Source organism: Allorhodopirellula solitaria, from assembly GCF_007859855.1.
Lineage (GTDB): Bacteria > Planctomycetota > Planctomycetia > Pirellulales > Pirellulaceae > Rhodopirellula > Rhodopirellula solitaria.
On record NZ_SJPK01000026.1, the window covers coordinates 1 to 17909 of the forward strand.

The 17909-nt window shown below is 58.0% G+C and carries 15 protein-coding genes; 8 read left to right on the plus strand and 7 right to left on the minus strand.

Translation table 11 applies throughout. The features are described from left to right. Nucleotides 1-192 precede the first annotated feature (192 nt). Nucleotides 193-1104 (plus strand): LysR family transcriptional regulator, encoded by a 912-nt coding sequence (locus CA85_RS23025; protein ID WP_146393791.1) that lies wholly within the window; start codon nt 193-195, stop codon nt 1102-1104. Between the two features lie 55 nt (nt 1105-1159). Continuing rightward, nucleotides 1160-1333 carry a hypothetical protein gene (locus CA85_RS25215; RefSeq protein WP_186775160.1) on the plus strand — a complete coding sequence of 58 codons (174 nt, stop codon included), beginning with the start codon at nt 1160-1162 and terminating at the stop codon, nt 1331-1333. A 16-nt stretch (nt 1334-1349) separates the two neighbouring features. On the opposite strand, the gene CA85_RS23030 is transcribed toward CA85_RS25215, so the two are convergent. Both CA85_RS23030 and CA85_RS23035 read right to left on the minus strand, forming a co-directional pair. Then, the gene (locus tag CA85_RS23030; protein ID WP_146393793.1) at nt 1350-2258 is read right to left on the minus strand and encodes a BBP7 family outer membrane beta-barrel protein; all 909 of its coding nucleotides are present in this window, start codon (nt 2256-2258) and stop codon (nt 1350-1352) included. A gap of 197 nt (nt 2259-2455) precedes the next feature. Then, nucleotides 2456-3193 (minus strand): SIR2 family NAD-dependent protein deacylase, encoded by a 738-nt coding sequence (locus CA85_RS23035; RefSeq protein ID WP_146393795.1) that lies wholly within the window; start codon nt 3191-3193, stop codon nt 2456-2458. A gap of 187 nt (nt 3194-3380) precedes the next feature. Here CA85_RS23035 and CA85_RS23040 point away from each other — a divergent pair, with 187 nt between their 5' ends. Beyond that, on the plus strand, nt 3381-4361 hold the full coding sequence (locus tag CA85_RS23040) for a serine/threonine-protein kinase (protein WP_146393797.1): 981 nt from the start codon (nt 3381-3383) through the stop codon (nt 4359-4361). 3 nt (nt 4362-4364) lie between these two features. Then, the gene (locus tag CA85_RS23045; protein WP_146393799.1) at nt 4365-5345 is read left to right on the plus strand and encodes an acetyl-CoA carboxylase carboxyltransferase subunit alpha; all 981 of its coding nucleotides are present in this window, start codon (nt 4365-4367) and stop codon (nt 5343-5345) included. 613 nt (nt 5346-5958) lie between these two features. Here the strand turns inward: CA85_RS23045 and CA85_RS23050 are convergent. After that, complete coding sequence (locus CA85_RS23050; protein ID WP_246113091.1) at nt 5959-6720, minus strand: CvpA family protein; 762 nt, start codon at nt 6718-6720, stop codon at nt 5959-5961. Nucleotides 6721-6941: 221 nt separating this feature from the next. Here CA85_RS23050 and CA85_RS23055 point away from each other — a divergent pair, with 221 nt between their 5' ends. Further along, complete coding sequence (locus CA85_RS23055) at nt 6942-7802, plus strand: metal-dependent hydrolase (protein ID WP_246113092.1); 861 nt, start codon at nt 6942-6944, stop codon at nt 7800-7802. 68 nt (nt 7803-7870) lie between these two features. Here the strand turns inward: CA85_RS23055 and dtd are convergent, their stop codons facing one another. Next, complete coding sequence (gene dtd / locus CA85_RS23060) at nt 7871-8323, minus strand: D-aminoacyl-tRNA deacylase (RefSeq protein WP_146393803.1); 453 nt, start codon at nt 8321-8323, stop codon at nt 7871-7873. A gap of 97 nt (nt 8324-8420) precedes the next feature. Between dtd and CA85_RS23065 the strand changes: the two genes are divergently transcribed. Then, complete coding sequence (locus CA85_RS23065; protein WP_146393805.1) at nt 8421-9332, plus strand: DUF1559 family PulG-like putative transporter; 912 nt, start codon at nt 8421-8423, stop codon at nt 9330-9332. Nucleotides 9333-9413: 81 nt separating this feature from the next. Here the strand turns inward: CA85_RS23065 and CA85_RS23070 are convergent, their stop codons facing one another. After that, nucleotides 9414-10526 (minus strand): HD domain-containing protein, encoded by a 1113-nt coding sequence (locus tag CA85_RS23070; RefSeq protein ID WP_146393807.1) that lies wholly within the window; start codon nt 10524-10526, stop codon nt 9414-9416. Between the two features lie 340 nt (nt 10527-10866). Between CA85_RS23070 and CA85_RS23075 the strand changes: the two genes are divergently transcribed. Beyond that, entirely contained in the window at nt 10867-11190 is a 324-nt protein-coding gene (locus CA85_RS23075) for a hypothetical protein (protein ID WP_146393809.1), read from the plus strand. Nucleotides 11191-11255: 65 nt separating this feature from the next. Here the strand turns inward: CA85_RS23075 and CA85_RS23080 are convergent, their stop codons facing one another. After that, nucleotides 11256-12413, minus strand: a complete 1158-nt coding sequence (locus tag CA85_RS23080; RefSeq protein WP_186775161.1) for a right-handed parallel beta-helix repeat-containing protein — start codon at nt 12411-12413, stop codon at nt 11256-11258. Between the two features lie 30 nt (nt 12414-12443). After that, on the minus strand, nt 12444-16034 hold the full coding sequence (locus CA85_RS23085; RefSeq protein ID WP_146393813.1) for a PVC-type heme-binding CxxCH protein: 3591 nt from the start codon (nt 16032-16034) through the stop codon (nt 12444-12446). A gap of 366 nt (nt 16035-16400) precedes the next feature. On the opposite strand from CA85_RS23085, the gene CA85_RS23090 reads away from it, so the two are divergent. After that, a complete protein-coding gene (locus tag CA85_RS23090; protein ID WP_186775162.1) occupies nt 16401-17876 on the plus strand; it encodes a hypothetical protein in 1476 nt (491 codons plus the stop codon). Nucleotides 17877-17909 lie beyond the last annotated feature (33 nt).

A 17909-nucleotide genomic window follows, 5' to 3' on the forward strand; every position in this document is an offset into this window, starting at 1 on the left:
CTAACCGAGCCGTGCTGGCTGGCCGACAAACAGTGGACTTTGAGTGTCGAAAAAGCTACCCTATTGGTGGTGCCGCTGAGCGTACGCGCGCACTGCAAATTTTCGTTCTGGATATGACAGTACTCAAAAAACCTTCCGCTGTGCTCTGCGCACGCTTCCCTCGGATGAACCTCTTTCAAGCTGGACCGATTGATGCCGCGAGTCGACTCCCTGACCGTGCAGCAGATGCAAACGTTTTGTCATGTCTACGAATGCGGCGGATACGCGAGCGCTTCGGAGACGCTCGGGATGGCTGGGCCAACGATCTGGGAGCAGGTAAAAACGCTCGAGAAGATCTATCGGAGCAAGCTCTTCGAGCGATCCGGGCGGAATATCGTCCCCACCGCCAGCGGTGAGATGCTCTACGAGATGCTGCGTCCTCTGCTGGCGACGGTCTCGTCTACTTTCGATCGCCTGGCCGAGCAGGACGAGGGGCTGCTGCCGCAGATCACCCTGGTGACTGGTGCGCGAATGATGATGGACGACCTGGGGGCCCCGTTCAAGCGATTCCAAGGCTTATATCCTGACACGACCCTGCAAATCAAAACCGCAGACAACCTCGCCGCTCAGCAGATTATTTTGGACTCTCGCGCCGATTTGGCGCTGATGATTGAGCCACCCCAGGACTTCCGGAGAGCTGGGATCCAGTACGAGACGCTCTATCCGTTGGAGTATCTGATTGCCTTGCCGGCGCGGCACCGCTTGATCGGAAGCACCCACGTCGGGTTAGCTGAGCTTGTCGAAGAGCCGATCGTCGTGGGCAGCCCGCACACGATCGGGCGAAAACTGCTCGACCAAACATTGTTTCGCCTTGGGATCTCCGCTCCGCTGAACATCGTCGCTGAAACCGACAACAGTGCAGCGACGCTGGCCTGCGTCCGTGCCGGTTTAGGGATCGGCATTATTGCGGGGCGAGCCGACGGCCAGTTGACGCGGCAAATCAAAACGAGCTCACTGGCTCATGAATTAGGCAAGGTCAACGTGGTCGCCGCATTCCGCGAGGGGCGAAAACTCACCAACGCTCTCGGTGCGTTGGTGGACCTGATCCGCGATAGCAGTCAGTAGCCACTGGGGAGAGAACGTCGCAGGGGCAGGGTGTCGCCGGGGCAGGGCAGGGTGGATGAACGTCGCGATCGAGTTCGACGACGATGCTCTCGATGGTTATCAGATTGTCCCTGGATCGACTGGGCAAGTCGCCATCTATAGCGATCATCTGCCGGAGGTCGCAGTGCTCCGCCGCGTGCTGTTGCGGATGAAATCGTGGGCCAATTCCCTGTTTTCCGATGGACACTGATCCCGCTTGGCACCGTTTACCATGCGTAGTCGATGCCGACCAGGAAGCCTTGATAAAAGGCGTCGCCATCGGTATCGATCCCACTGTTCGTGAATGGATTGCTGGCCGCGAGCTGCTCGGTACCTTCGGCGACTCCGTCAAGCCACAACAGTTGATAGCCAATATCGACCGACCACTGATCGGTGAGCTTGTAGTTGCCCTGTAAGGTCCACTCGCCAGCAAACGCGACGCTGTCTTCAAAATCATTGACCGAGGCGCTCGCACCTGGAGCCGGGAACTGGGCGGTCGTTCGCTGGTGAGCCCCATTTCCAAAGAGACCAGTTTTGACATCAGTGGTCATTGAGAATCGCTGACCGTTCCACAGTCGAGCTCTGGCACCGATCTGTGCGCCAAACAGGTCGTTGCTGGCTTGGGTGTGATAGCTTTCTGTCGCCGCAGCGGCGGGCAAGGCGAGACTAAACTTATCTTGGAGCCGAAGATAGCGAAAACCGGCGATGAATTCCCAGTCTTCTGAGACCATTTGATTGACGTTGAGCTCGACACTATGAAGCCTGGAGGCCAGCCCTGACTGCCCAGGGCCCACGGGAGTGGCGATGGAGTCGGTGTCATCCCAGTCATCGGTGCCAAAGTAGCGCGTTTCAAAGCGGGCGCGATGCGAGAGTTGGCGCTCGAGCCGGATCAGGTATCCGTACGCAAAGCCATACGAAAGATCATCGAATTCTGGCCCCAGCGATTTGGAATTCGGATCAGAGCGGAACAAGAACAAACTGGCCGAATCAAGTGACCAAGGCGTCAACGACCATGGATTGCTGAGCTCCTCATTGCTCGCAATGCGGTGCTTCAGGGTCTGTCCCGACGAAATCGTTGCCGTCAAGCCGGACACGACGATGGCGGACATGATCACGAGCGAGCGAAATAACCGCATGCGTACTCTCTTATTAGCGGGACTGTCGAGCGAACGACTTGGCGAAGAGGCGAATTCTGCTCGCCTCTCCTTCTGTTTCCTTGTCGACGCCGCTCGCAGGGCAGCCCGCGTCAATCCCGGTGAGAATCGTCCTGCGGCTGGGCTCTGGCATCGACATTCCGCGCAACCGCTACAACGGGAACAACCCGTCTCGCTCGCTACCTTCCTTCTCCTCTCGCGGCATCCTCCAGTTCACGAATCAACTTCGGCACCTCGACACTGGCCTGGCCACGACGGTGTTCGTCGAAGGCGGGCGACGCGGGGGTATCGCCAAGGTTGATTTCGATTTTCCGACAAGAGGGCTTGGTCGATTGCACGATCCCTGCGGCGGGGTAGACCAGTCCCGAGGTGCCGACGGCGAGGAACAGGTCGGCCTGCGAAGCAGCTTGTGCGATCTGATCGAGCCCCAGCGGGACTTCGCCAAACCAAACGACGTGGGGACGCAACCATCCCCGCCGCGATTCGTCGTCTGGGAAATCCGGGTGCGGTGTGTCGACACTCAAGTCGTCTCGCCAGTCAAACAGCTTTCCTGACTCCACGCACCGGACCTTGAGCAACTCCCCATGCATCGCCAGCACATTGGCACTACCTGCACGGGCGTGCAGGTCGTCGATATTCTGCGTGACCAGCAGGAAATCGCCCACCGACTTCGCCGTATGCTCCCGTTCCCATTCCGCCAACGCAATATGTGCCGCGTTTGGGCAGATTGACGGGGACAAGAGACTGCGTCGGCGGGCGGTATAGAACTGATGGACGAGATCGGGATCGCGGGCGAATCCCTGCGGCGTTGCAACTTCTTCCACCGCGTGTCCCTCCCAGAGACCGTCGGCATCGCGGAAGGTGGGGATCCCGGATTCAGCTGAGATGCCGGCGCCGGTGAGAACGAGAATGTTCATGCTAGAAAGATCAGGAGTCAGGAGCAAAAGGCTAGAAGCCCGGGGTAGGGCAGGGCGGTACAGGAAAATTCGTGCCCCCCGTTCCCGCAGCACTTCCCTTTCGGTGCGGGGGTGGTCTGGGGTATCATGGCGGCGTTACAGTCTACCTGACCCGTCTCATCCGTCCTCGCCACTATTCGCTACCCTGATGTCTAAATCCCGCGATTTTCTTGGCCGTTACCGCCTCGCCAGACTGATCCGGATCGGATCCACAGCGGAGGTATGGGAGGCGATCGATGAAAATAGCTCCGACAACAAGCGGTACGCGCTGAAGGTACTCAGAGAAAGCTGCTCGGCGGACAAGGCCGAAATCGGCTTGCTCAAACACGAGTATAATGTCGGCAAAGCGCTGTCGAGCCCCCGGATCATCAAAATGATCGATCTGCAGACCGACAAGGGGCGACCCTTTCTCGTGCTCGAATTGTTCAGTGAACTGAACATGAAACAGGCTCTCCGCAAGGGCCCCGAGTCGCTCGCCTTCATGCTCAAGAAGATTATCGAGCAGGCGGCCGAGGGTTTGTATTACATGCACACCAAGAACTGGATCCACCGCGATATCAAGCCAGACAATTATCTGGTCGCTCGCGATGGTGAGACCAAGCTGATTGACTTCACAATCGCCGAGCCCAAGCTCACTGGGATTAAAAAGCTGTTCTATAAATCCAAGACAGTGCAGGGCACACGCAGCTACATGGCGCCGGAGCAAATTCGCGGCAAGCTCTGTGACGAACGCAGCGATGTGTATTCATTCGGCTGCGTGCTTTTCGAATTGACGACAGGCAAACCGCCTTACACGGGACAAACACCCAACGATCTGCTGTCGAAGCACCTGAGCGGCTCGATCCCCAGCCCCATCGTCTACAACGACAACGTGACGCCCGAGTTTGCGACACTCATCAAAAAGATGATGGCAAAGAAGCAGGAAGATCGACCTGACTCGGTCTGGGAGTTCCTAAAGGAATTCCGCGCGATGGAGATCTGGCGCAAACGGCCTCGTGCACCGGAGGTCAGCGTGTTTGATGACATGGGCAGTATGAAGTCAGCTGATGATATGATCAAACGTCCCGACGGAAACTACGACGTGGTCAAAGGCGGCGACAAAGACAAAAACAAGGAAGCAGGAGAGTAAGCAATGGCGGGCCCAGGTTTAGATTTTGAATACGAGATTGCGGATCTCGAAGAGAAGATCGCGTCGCTCGAACGGACGACGGATCGCACCGCGGAAGTGGAATCGGCGATCCGGTCGCTGCGGATGGCACGGGTGACCAAACTGAAAGAAACGTACAGCTCGCTCGACCCGTGGCAGACCGTCCAGGTCGCGCGGCATAAAAACCGACCGTACACGCGAGATTACCTGAACCTCGCATTCGATGAATTCGTTGAACTGCACGGCGATCGTCATTTTGGTGACGACCGCGCCATGCTCTCTGGATTCGCCAAGCTCGACCGGTTCAAGGTCATGGTGCTCGGACACCAAAAGGGCCGCACCTACAAGGAACGCGCCGCTTGCCATTTCGGATGCGCTCACCCCGAAGGCTATCGCAAGGCGATGCTCCGAATGAAGCTCGCCGAGAAGTACAAACTGCCAGTGGTCTGTTTCATCGATACGCCGGGCGCCTATCCCGGAATCGGCGCCGAAGAGCGAGGCCAAGCTCAAGTGATCGCCGAGAGCATGTTTTTGATGAGCCGGCTGAAAACACCGATCATCTGCGTGGTGATCGGCGAAGGCGGCTCCGGCGGCGCATTGGGCATCGGCGTTGGCGACCGCGTGGCGGTCATGCAGCACGCTTACTACAGCGTGATCAGCCCGGAAGGATGCGCAGGGATTCTGTGGAAGAGTCACGAGCACGCCCCCAAAGCCGCCGCCGCACTGAAGTTCACAAGCGGGCACCTGAAACGACTTGGGATCGTTGACGACGTGCTCGAAGAACCGCTTGGCGGCGCTCACCGCGACCATCACCAAATGGCCACGCGAATGAAGGACTACCTGTCTCGCCAACTCGTTCAGCTCGAGTCCTTGTCGGTCGACGAGATGGTCGCGCAACGATACGAAAAGTATCGCCGCATCGGCGTGTTCTTGGAGAGCGGCGAAGCCGCCGCCTCGATCGCTTAGCCCAGCCAGATCGCGTCCGTCGCCGCATCTCGCTCGCGACGGACGGAGCCGTCGGGCGACAAACACCGCCAAATCCGCCGCCCCGCAACGTCCGATAATGCCTCTTATGTTGTATTCAATCCGTCTGAAGCAGGGGTTTTAGTGCGTTTGCAAGCCATCCACTGCCTCGACTCGCTCGCGACGGGCGGAGCTGGGCACACACCGCAATCACGCCTCAACTCGCTCACGACGGGCGGAGCCGTCGGTCGACAATGTAGTCGGACCGCTCCGACGGTCCGAACTCAACACACACCGCATTCACGCCTCAACTCGCTCGCGACGGGCGGAGCCGTCGGTCGACAATGTGGTCGGACCGCTCCGACGGTCCGAACTCAACACACACCGCATTCACGCCTCCACTCGCTCACGACGGGCGGAGCCGTCGGTCGACAATGTAGCCGGACCGCTCCGACGGTCCGAACTAAACACACACCGCATTCACGCCTCAACTCGCTCGCGACGGGCGGAGCCGTCGGTCGACAATGTAGTCGGACCGCTCCGACGGTCCGAACTCAACACGCACCGCATTCACGCCTCAACTCGCTCACGACGGGCGGAGCCGTCGGTCGACAATCTATCTCTGCCACGGCGCCGGCCTAGCGGCTTGCTGCCATTGCGGCGCGGCATTGTTAGTGCTGGGGCGCTGAGCGGCGGGCGCAGCGTTCTGGGCCGTCGACCAGGCTGGATTCGGTTGCTGCCAGTTTCCATTCGGCTGCTGCGCCGGAGCTGATTCGGCCAGCCAAGGCTGAGCAGCTTGATCCGATTCGAGCTGCGACTCAGCTCGCTCCAGATACGGCTGGACGACGACAGCGAGTTCCTCGGGCATGATGGAGTCAGATTCGTCGAGCAGCCTCGCGATCCAACGTCCGCTGCGACTCGCGGTGATCGCTTGCTGCGATTTTTCGCCCAGCAGTGTGACGGCAAAGAGAGTGATCAAGGTGCAGAAGATGGCACCTTTGCCGAGCCCGAAGAGCGCACCGATTTGGCGGTCGAACTCCTTCAGCTTCATCCGATCGATCGTGCTCGAGATCATGCGAAATCCGACCCAGATGACAAAGGAGGTCACCACATACAGAATCAACATGGCCAGGAACCGATTCCACGGCGGTTCAGCTTGAATATTCTGACTAAACGGCTCGCGATAGTGATAGGCGACTGCGTAGCTGACAACGATGGAAGCGATCGATGCGAGCTGCCAGGCAAATCCTTTCAGCGCACCAAATAGCATCGTACCGAAAAGGACGACTGCCATGAGGATGTCATAAGTTTGCACGGTAGCGAATACACAGGTGGGAGCGACGAGTTTGCCGTGGCCTGCCGGAATGGAAGGTCGCAATCGTCGCTTGAGTGCGGAAACAGCAGCGATCGCTGTCTTAGGTGGGAACCTTTGCCTTGTAGCAAACCGAGCGGAGCAGGGCGAAGAGCAATCGCAGATTTTTCCGAGGTGGCGTTGAACGTCTGAAATTTGATATTCGCGAGGGGAATGAATCCAAATTTTTCTCGACCGCCCTGCTCTGCTCCGGTCGTTCCCTTCCTCTCAATGCATTGCTCTTCCTCGTGGCCGGCTTCAAGACCCATATCTCGACAAGCACCATGGTGGGCGTTGTCTACGGGTATTGGGGTGTAGCCACACAGGGGATGTCGATCGAAAGTGGCTTGCTTGCCGGAGGGCTGTGCAGCGTCGCGGGCATGTTGCCGGACCTGGATTCCGACACCGGCGTTCCACTGCGTGAGACGACGCTGTTTTTGTCTGCGGTCATCCCCATCTTGATGGTAGAGCGGTTTCGCGACATGGGACTATCCCACGAAGCGATGGCGCTGGCGGCGATGCTGATCTATGTCTTGATCCGGTTTGTCGTGGTGGAGTTTTTTCGTCGTTACACAGTCCACCGAGGCATGTGGCATAGCATCCCGGCGGCCTTGAGCGCAGCCCTGGCCGCGTACTTGATCATGCCCTGTCCGAGCGAAGCCATTCGTGTTTACAAGTCGCTCGCGGTGCTGGCTGGTTTTCTGACCCATTTGATCCTCGACGAAATTTGGAGCCTCGATTTCAGTGGCGGTGGAATGCGAGTTAAGAAATCGTTCGGTACCGCATTGAAATTCTTTGGCAATAATTGGTGGGCTAATATCTCCGCGTGGGGCAAACTTCTGCTGCTCTGCTACATCGCTTGGGGCGATCACGGGATCCTCGATCGTCTGCGTCAGCGGGTGCGTTTGGAGCGCGAGCGGTACTCGATCCCTGAGTCCGCATGGCCCACGGACCCGAGCTCTTTCTATCCACTGCCGGACCGTCCCGAAGAAAGCCAGCCCGCCGCTAGCCTCCAGCCCTCGGACTCCTGGCAAGCCCAGCCGTCGGCATCCAAGCGGATCGCCGATCCGGGAGACCGCCCTGCCCTGCCCCACGAGCAATGGCGATGAGTCGCCGGCGAGGTCGCTTCACCGAGGCGGCGGAGTCGTCGTCGCACCCTCTCCATCAAGGCCGCGAGCTACGCGAGGATCTCAGCGGAATCGAGGATGATCGTGACCGGGCCATCATTGACCAAACTCACCTGCATGTCGGCGGCGAAGACGCCACGCGCGACCGGGATACCGTGTTCCTCGAGATGGTCCGCATACAACTCGTAGAGCTCATTGGCGATGGCTGGAGGCGCAGCGTTCGTGAACGAGGGGCGGCGACCTCTGCGGCAATCGGCGAGCAGGGTGAATTGGCTGATCACGAGCACCCCGCCGCCTGATTCGCTTACATTGCGATTCATCTTTCCGTTCTCGTCTGCAAAGATTCGCAGATTCGCGGTCTTGTCCGCGAGGGCACGCGATATTTCAGCGTCATCGCCCTGCCCTACCCCCACCAGAGCGACCAATCCGTGGTCGATTTGGCCAACGATTTCGGTGTCGATACGGACACTGGCCTCTCGGCTTCGCTGCAGGATGACTTTCACGGTTGGGTCTCGCTAAGATAGAAGATGAAAGGATGCCATTGTATTCATTCACACCGCCCTGCCCTGCCCCATTCGGATCAGCTCAGCTCCAGATCGTATGCCATACCTATTCACCTGCCCACACTGCCACACACGCACCGAAGTCGAGAACGAGTTCAGCGGCCAGTCCGGTGAGTGCGTGGTTTGTGGTCACGAAATCACACTGCCAAACTTCGCACCCGAAGCCCAATCGAGCACGCCAGGCAGTCAATCCACCGGCGGAAAGCGGCGCAAACGATCGGCCGCCTGGGTCGTTGCTGCGGTCGTAGTACTGATGATCGCGGGGGCCGCGACGATTGCGATCGTGCGCGTCGGTGGTACGACGGCAACCCGCCTGCGGGAAGGCCGCACGCGAATTGCAAGCATCCGCAACCTTGAAACAATCGCCCAGGCGCTCAATGCCTATGCCGCCGACCACGGCACCTACCCTGCCCCATCTCTCTACAGTCCGGCAGGCAAGCCGACACTGTCATGGCGAGTGTCCATCCTGCCGTATCTCGGCGAAGAAGAACTCTATGACAGATTCGATTTGAGCAGCACATGGGATAGTTCTCACAATCGTCGCATCGCCAACGAAGGCATGCCGTCGATCTACCGTCACCCCGATTCCGAATCCTGGTCAACCGAGGCGGTGTATCACCTGGTTACCGGAGCGGGGACGTTATTCCCTGCGTCCCAGGCACTTGGCCCCAAGGACGCGGTCGATGGCGCTCGGCAAACGCTCCTGCTCGTCGAGAGCCCTGTTTCAACCATTTGGAGCGAGCCCGTTGACGTCGACTTCGCGATGTCAGGAGGGACAATCAATGCCGCTCAAGGCAACGACCTTGGCGGCCTCACCGATGGTGGTGTGTGCGTCGTCACGGTGGACGGTCGAGGCCATTTCCTCCCCGAGACAACCGCGCCGATGACCGTCAGCGCACTGATCACACCCCAGGGCGGCGAACCACTTCCCGATGACGTCCTGGACTGAATGAGAGGGTCGTTTTGATCGGGCGTGTCCCCAATCGCGCGGTCTGTCGAGGTATCGTTGTCGGTCGCGAGGGCGGATCGACTAGGAAAACATATCTTCGATCTGCTCGATATAGTCAAGAGCCTCTTCGGGTTGATCCACGTCGGCGCCTGGCACGCGGCCTTTGCGGTCACACTCGCCAAGATCGAGCAAGTCTTCGTAGTATGGGTGAGACACAAGCCGTCTTCGATGGCGAGCCCCAATCGAATGGTCACGCAGTTTGTGAACGTCCATGTGGTGGGCGATTAGCCATGCGGTGCGATCGGATATGAAACCGTCGAGTGCCTCCAGTCCCGCGGCAACGTGATCCTCCGGGTCAATCGCCTTACCGACATCATGCAGCAACGCGGCTAGCAAAAACTCCTCGTCGTAGGGCATCGCATCCTTGGCCAACCCGTACACCTGCAAGCTATGAAAGAGGGCGTCACCCTCGGGATGCCAGCGGAGGTTCTGTTTCACGTTCTCCAGTGGCATCAGCAATGATAGAAACACGTTCATACGGTCCGGGCGTGCGTCCATCTCGGCGAGTCGCCCGGATTGGTCATTGGCATCGACCTCATGTTCGATCGCGATCAGGCGTTCGAGTTCATTCAAGCCAGCCCGTGCAATCGGCTTGCCCGTGATCGAGCAGCGAAACCGAAACCCGAGCAACGCAGGAGCATAGACCGTCAATTCGACCGGAAAGGAGTCCCGGACGTGCAGGTGAGTAAAGACACGCTGCTGACCATCTTTTTGAATGCGTTTCCGCTGCAGTTCGTAGCCGACACCGAGATCATCGAGCAGAATAGTGATTGAGTGAACGTTGGCGGTGAAGACATGGATATCAATATCCGAGCCTTCTCGGATACTTCCCTTGAGCACACTGCCAATCAGTTTTGGATGAAATGGTGAGAGCTTTCTCAACCACCACGCCGCTCGCAATCGCATTTCGCACAATCGGGCGGGAGCTCCTGCAGCATCTTCACTGAGCCGCGTGAGCAATTGGACCTGCTCGCGAATCTCGGCATTGGACGGCAGATCGGCGGGTTTTACCCAGCCCCTATAAAGTCGCCGTGCGGCTTTTTGTTTGGCAGTGTAGTACTCGCTGACTTCACGCGAGTACATCAGACGTGCGGCCTCCCAAGCTATTTGGCGGCGCAGTTTGGTTGCAGGCATTCCATGAGCTTGAACGGTGCAAGCTCGGTGCAAATCGAACAAAGAAGATGTTATGGATCAACGATGCTCGCTGATTAGGGCGCGCGTGTCAAGTCAAATTGACTGTTCCAATGTCCTGAGTCGTGACAGCGACGGCAGATAGCCCCCCCCGGCGCGAGTCCGGGGTTCGGAAGAAAGCGAAACGGCGCCAGTCGCGAAGGACGTCGATTTAATACTGGCGTGTTCTACGAACGCTTCAGGTGCGATCTACCACCGCTGCCAGAGGACCAGCCCTATTTGCTTGATCGAGAGGATGCTTACCGAGCGCTGAGGACGGATCGGCAGCGACTCGATCGTATCGATGGACACATTCGTCGGCAACATGCAAATCGCGCCGGAATATCTCGAGCAGAGGGAGTTCGAAGAATTTGTCGATGAGTGTGTCGTGACCAGCGATTCGTCAGATGCCAATGCTTCCATGAAACAACAACAGATCGCTGTGCTCGCAATTTTTCGAGGCCGCCTGATTCTGGCGTTGGACCAAGTCCTCCCTCGGGCGGCAACGCAGCAATCGGTTTGGGCGGAGCAAGTCAAAGCCAGTCGCCTCGTTCTGAACCACCGGGGCACCGATTCCGAGTTTCATGCCCAATGCTCGAAGGGCTACAGGAAAATCACTAAGCGATGAGCCGACGATTGAGAAATTGAAAACCGCCCTGCCCTGCCCTGCCCCGTTGGATCACCGTGATGATCCTACTTAGAATCATCCCGCGACACTTCACCGTTGCCGCTGATCAAAATGCTTCGGCAACGCCCTTCCTCCCGGACAGACTCGGTGACCAATTTCGAGAATAGGTTTCCTGAAACGACGACTGCCTCACAGTTTTGTAACAGGACACCGGTGGCCTCGTTTGGATTTTGCTCGGTTCTCGAAGGCTCGTCATCGCGTTTCTGCAGCGGCTTGCCAGCCGGATCGTTTCCGATCCACGTGTCGCTGAAATTGTTGGCACTGATCGTAATGCTGGCCGACGGTTCGCGAACCGCAATTGCCGCGTTCTTGACGATCGTGAATGTGTTGGCCGAAATTGCGCAGCCATGAGCGTCACGCAGATCAATTCCGCCCGCAAAATCATGCGCGATGACGTTGGCAGACATCGTCGTTCCGTAACAATCACGGTCTAGCACGATTGCCCAGCCCTGGCATTCTTCAATCATGTTGGACGCCACGACACTGCCGTACGTGTTCTCAATGACGACGCCATCGCCAAGATGGTCATCCAGGTTGTTGCCGCTCATGGCGAGGTTGAACGAATCGATGCAGCGTACGCCATCCTGGTTCTCCTCGAACTGGTTAGCCGACACGATGATGTCATGGCAGGCTTCAATTTGCAGCCCCGTCTGTTTGTTATAAGTAAATAAATTGTTGCTGATCCGCGGGTCTTCATAGCAGTAATGAAGCTTGACACCATCTCCACCGTGATAGCTACTGGTCACACCGTGGACAAAAATCTCTTCGATATAGCGAGCTTCGATTCCCGCTCCGCTCTTGTCGTTGCCGGTAACGCGCAGGTTAGCGATGCTGACGCGCCAAAGGCGATCTTTGCTCGGAGTCGTTTTGCCAGCGAAGTCCGGGTTCTCGATCAAGATCGCTGGTTGGCCGTCTGTGTTCTGATTGATCAGGTGCGTCGCCGTTCCATCGCCGACGACGCGTGTGTCCCCCGTCTTGATCCGGAGCGGTTGAGTGATTTCGTACTTGCCGGCCGGAATGCGCAACACGCCACCGGCGCTCGGAATTGCATCGGCGGCTGCCTGCAACGAATCGTATTCACTCGCATCGATAGCTTCTTGGGCGTGCAACGGGACACCCGCTAACAGCGAGAGGATGACAATGACGACGTGTCTTAGAAACATGAGATGTGATCCTAGGTAGGGAGGGTCCATCTAGTGACTGATGGGCTGGGAGATTCGCAAGTAGGCAAAAAAGTCACGTAGCTGTTCGTCGGTGAACTCGTCGAGCAATCCGTTGGGCATGAGGCTGCGACCGACCGGTTCGATCGATTCGATGTCGTCTCGCTCGACGCGGATGTCTTCCCCTGATTTCCCTCGCAACGTGACGACCTGGTTATCTTGATCGGTGAGAAAGCCTGTCAGGATCCTGCCGTCGAGCGTCAGTACCATAACCTGTTCGAACCCTTCCCGAATCTCAGCACTCGGTTGCACGATACTGCTCAGCAACGTACCCAAGTTTCCACGCTGGTAGGGAGTCAGGTCAGGGCCGACGGCACCGCCTTTGTGGAACAGTTGGTGGCAGGCAGCACACTGCGTCATGAAGATCGACTCCCCAGCATATGGGTTGCCGGTACCGTCCTGCACCACGGCGCGAAGTCGCTCGATCTGCGCGATCGCATCGGCCTGGCTTTGCTTCTCGCTCGGCCCGAACTCTTGCTCGGCGAGGCTGGCAACGTGTGCATCCCGATGCCGTCGGAGCTGCTCAACGACATCGCTTGGAATCACGGCCGGCGCCACATCGCCGTTGGCAACGGCGTCGATCAGCTGGCGCGTCCACTCCGGTCGGCTGAGCAGGCAATCGAGTAAGGCGGGGCGGACCTCGTCAGAGAACGAGGCAAAATGATTGACCAACTGCCTGCCAATCGATTTGTCTTCAAAAGCAGAGACGGCTGTCAGGGCAGCACGTTGGAGACCTGCATCCCCCGCCGAGACGGACACGTCGAGCAGAGCCTCCCGAGCACCCTGTGAGGTGACCTCGCCGAGAATTCTCGCGATCGAAATCCGCTCTTCAGTGTTGGCGTCTTTGTTTTGTAATAGCGCCACTGCTTTCTCGCCTGCGTCGGTGTCACCCAGGCGAACGTTCAGTTCCAGTGAAGACCTACCACTATCCACCAGCGTCTCGACCAGTTCCTCGGGCAGCCCCACCATTCGCCGTCCGGCGAACGCGAGTTCGAATCCCGCCAACAACGCGTCGACCTGCTCTTGGCTGTCGGCGAGTTTTAGCAGCTGAGCACATTGCTGCAGGTCACGATGGCCTCCCTTGAGCGCCAGAGCACGCATGATGCGGGGGAGAATATGCTCAACGACGATCGGTCTACGCCGAAACGTGGGGTCATCGAAGACTGCCATGACCGCGTCACGATCTTGGTCGAGGTTCTTCTCCAGTACCCACCAACACATCAACGGAACGTAGGTGTCGTTCATGTCTTCGTCATGCTCGAGGACAGCCGAAACGAGCGTGAGAGCCTGATCCACGGGGAGTCGACGTGCCGAAGCAGCGATCTGAGATCGAACCTCGGCATCGGTTTCGCTTTGAGCCTGCACCAAGATCGCCGAGAACAATTCCTCGGCAACCCGAGCTGGACCGCTGGAAGAGGCCCGCTCACCGAGGCTATCGGTCAATCCGATCACTTCGCGTTTATGGGCGAATCCGATGTCGTCGCAGACCAACCGGATCGTCCAGTAGCGTACCAGCGGCACACTGTGGGCAATTCCTGCTAGCGCCGTTTTGTGATCGAGCCCAAAGCCTTGGTACAACGCCCACAAGGCCGCCAATGATTCGCGTGAGTTGCCATCGACAATAAGCTGTCGTAGCTTCGCCGCTGTGGAGGGATCCTTGCGTTCACCGAGCAGCCGCACGGCGGTGTGTCGATGCCACCGGTTGGGATGGTCGAGCAAGGAGACCAATTCATCAGAGCTTTTGGCATCGAGGTTGAGATCGCTCTCCAGCGATTCTTGCTGCCCCCGCAAGCGAAAGATGCGCCCGGTCGTGGGATCGATTTGACTCTGGTAGTGCTGGCCGTGCGCAATGTAGTGCTCGTAGAAGTCTGCGATCAGGACCGACCCGTCGGGCGCGTTGGCGATGTAGACCGGCCGGAACGCGTGATCGCCCGAGGTCAAAACTTTTTCGGTATCGGATGTCGTGAAGGTCGCTCCTTCAACGATCCGTTTGCTGCCGATCACGAAATTATGCAGTGGCTCGACACTGAAAAAAGTGTCGTGGTACTTCGCCGGCATCGCAGTGGATTCCACGAGGGTGGCGAAGTGAGTGAATCGCGGTATCGGCTGTTCGGTAGCCATGTGCGGCAAGTGCCCGAACGCGAACTCATTGCGCACCGGCCCGAACTTGTTCGGGGTCGTTCCCTGCATCAAGTGCAACCCTCCCTGGAGGTAGTGCCATCCTCGAGTCCTGCCGCCGTTGTTGCCTGTGAACAGCCGACCGCCCGAGTCGACCTCGAGACCAAAGTTATTCCCACCACCCTCGGAGAAGATCTCAAAGCGATGGGTTTCGGGGTGGTATCGCCATACCATGCAACCTTGGAAGTAGATGCCAGGATCGTCGGGTGGATCGATTCCAGGCCGCGTCACGTGGCAACTCGTCGTGCTGCCCTGGGCACCATAGAGCCATCCATCCATCCCCCATACCAAGCCGTTAGCGACCGAGTGGGAGTCCTCCAAACCGAAACCTTGGAGATGGACGACCGGAGGCCCGTCGGGCACATCGTCAAAATCGGCATCCGGGTAAAACAACAGGTACGGCGTGTGCATGACCCAGACGCCGCCGCGACCACGAATCGCCGCATTGGCCATGTTCAGCTCATCCTGAAATACCTCGTGCTTGTCGTACTGGCCGTCGCCGTCGGTGTCTTCATGAATCGAAATGACGTCGCGACCGCGATCATGATGGGGTGGCGGGGGCGGGACACGATCGTAATGTGAGCGATAATACTTGTCCCGACTGATCATCTTCAGACCCGCGGGATACGGGTACTGCCGGTACTGGGAAATCCATAAACGCCCCCGCGAATCGAAACTGAAGTGCGTGGGCTGGGCAACCACTGGTTCACTGAGCAGGAGTTCGATCGCCAGGTCATCCGGAGTCGCCATTTCCGCGAGCGAATCGGCTGGAGACATTTTGTCCCCATGCACGAGTGTGTCGGCTTCGCCGAGGACACGACTGGATTCGTGAAACGACTCGAACGCTGATGGCATCGGTTTTTGCTGCACGGCGCCGTCCGACTCAGGCGGCTCATCGCCCTGCTGGAACTCCCAATCCCCTGCGAAAACGCACTCCCAAAAGTAGTTCATGACAAACGGTGCTTCGGAGAGAAAGCCGCCTTTGCCCTCGGGGTGGTAGACCCGCACACGGATTTCGTTCCATTGCTCGGCCACCAAGCTTCCCGAGGGTATTTTATAGCGATGGTTTCCGTCCCGGCCATCGACATACTCAGGTGGGAACGATCCACCACCGCCTAGCCTTTTGCCATTGATGAAAACTTCGTGAGCACCCGGCAGATCGCGGATATTGAGGATCACCGATTCGCCAAACAAGTCCCGTTCGTGCTTGCTGAAAAAGCTGGGGTGCGGTTTGAACCAGGTCCGGTACCACGCATAGCCAGCAATCTCTTGCTCGCCCGGGACGGTTACTGTTTCCCACTGCGCCGCCGTCGTCGGCGGTGAAGCGGCAGCTATCGACAAGCATAGAAAGCATGCGGCAGAGAGTCGGAAAGAAGCGTGGTTCATCGTGGATCAATATTGGCGATGGAAACAGAACGTGAGCAGCGTCTCAACACCATGGATACGGTACCAGAAGGACTGAGGCTGGTGTTGTTCCAGCGTGCGCAATGCGTCCCGTTCGCATCCCGCACGATCACCGAAATGCGTATCTGGCCTGCTGTTCTGCTACGATGACTGCCGCCCTATATTCTGCCACGTGCCCACTCATATTCGAGACAGCAATTGTTCCGCCATCCATCGTTTTTCCCCGGTCGATCCGTTGCCTTACTAATCGCTGTGATCCTGCAGTGCGCATATCCCATTGAAGGTCCGGCTCAACAAGCAAGTGTCCAACCACAGTCGCTGACATTTCGCCGTCAAGCTACACGGCGAATGATTTTTGATCGGGCCCAGCAGATCCCACTAGCATCCATGCTGCCCGCGAAGGTCGTTAATCTCGATTTGATGCACCCGAAGGTTGGTGAGCAAATCAACGAAACCGCGTGTTCGATCGAGGATGGCAAACTGGTAATCACATCTGGTGACCATGCGGCAACCTCTCAGCGGTGGATCGGAGGTTTCAATCCGTTCGCAACTTATGAAATAGGCTTGCGGGAATGCGATGGCACTGGGCGTATCGGGCTGCGTTTAAGCGAACCGGACGAGCAGGAATATCTCTCTGCCTGCATTGTGGTCGCAGACGGCGAGTGCCAAGCTGTTGAGTGGATCGTGAGGAAGGCAGGACAGGAGGTAAGCCGACAATCATTCGCTTGGCCCGAGGACGCTCCTCGCACAGGGGCGATGCGATTGCGTGTGCAGATGTTAGCTGTCGGGGCGAATCTTTACATCGAATCGAAAGGAAAATCGACCCTGGTTGGTTACCCCGACTTCAATGATCACCTCGAACTGCGGCGCCGAGATTTGATCAGTCGCTTCGAGTATCGCTTATTCAGCGATCTCGAGCCAAACTCCTCCGTACAGGTTGATGAAGCGATCTCGGCATTGACGCCAGGTTGCGGCCAAGCCGACATCCGTGCGATCACGAACCAAAATGGCGAGCCACTGCTGGATCAGGGCCGCATTTGGATAACGATGACGGTGCGAGGCCGCGGGCTGCCCCATCCCATGCAGGGAGTGTTCTCAATGAACCCTTCTGTGTTCGATCTGAAATTCGAGGGAATCATTGTTTTTGACATGGATGACGGACTCTGGCGAAATGAACTCGCCTCACATCTGTTCTACGACGAACCGTCCGGCCAATGGCGTGGCTGGACGACCGGGTTCAGTGCCCTGGGGACGAAATCGAAGCAAGAGGCGAAGGCGATCCTTGCGGTGTGGAGTGATCGTGACCCGCGGCGAGGTTTCTCCATCATGCGAGCCAAACCGATCGGTCTAACCGGACAGCATGAAGACCCGCATGGCGTTTTCGATACCGAAGCAGGCAAATGGAGGCTGTTGTTGTCCGAGAAAGCGGGCAAGTATCGTGCAGGTCTATGGGAGTCCGACCATTGGGATCGCGGCTACGAGCGACTGGCCGGGCCTGTGGAAATGGACAGCACCGGCACACTCATCCAGAAGGTCGGCGCCGATCGCTATATTTTCTTCGGCAGCGCCGATCGGAAGGTCTACATCCGCTCCTATCCGGAGATGGAACCTGTCGGGGAACTGGACGTGCACCTGCCCCCGTGGAACGAAAAGACAGGAACGCGGATTTGGCCCAACATCATCCCTCTTCCAGATGGCTATCCCGCGCCCTACATCGCCTTGATGATGGACCGTCAGAACTATCCTGGGATGCCACCCCGCAACTGGACTTACGGAGCGATGTACCTCTTCCACGCTCAACTGCCGAAATCCACCTCGGACTAGACGCTCCGCCCGTCCGGCGGGACTCAACCCAAA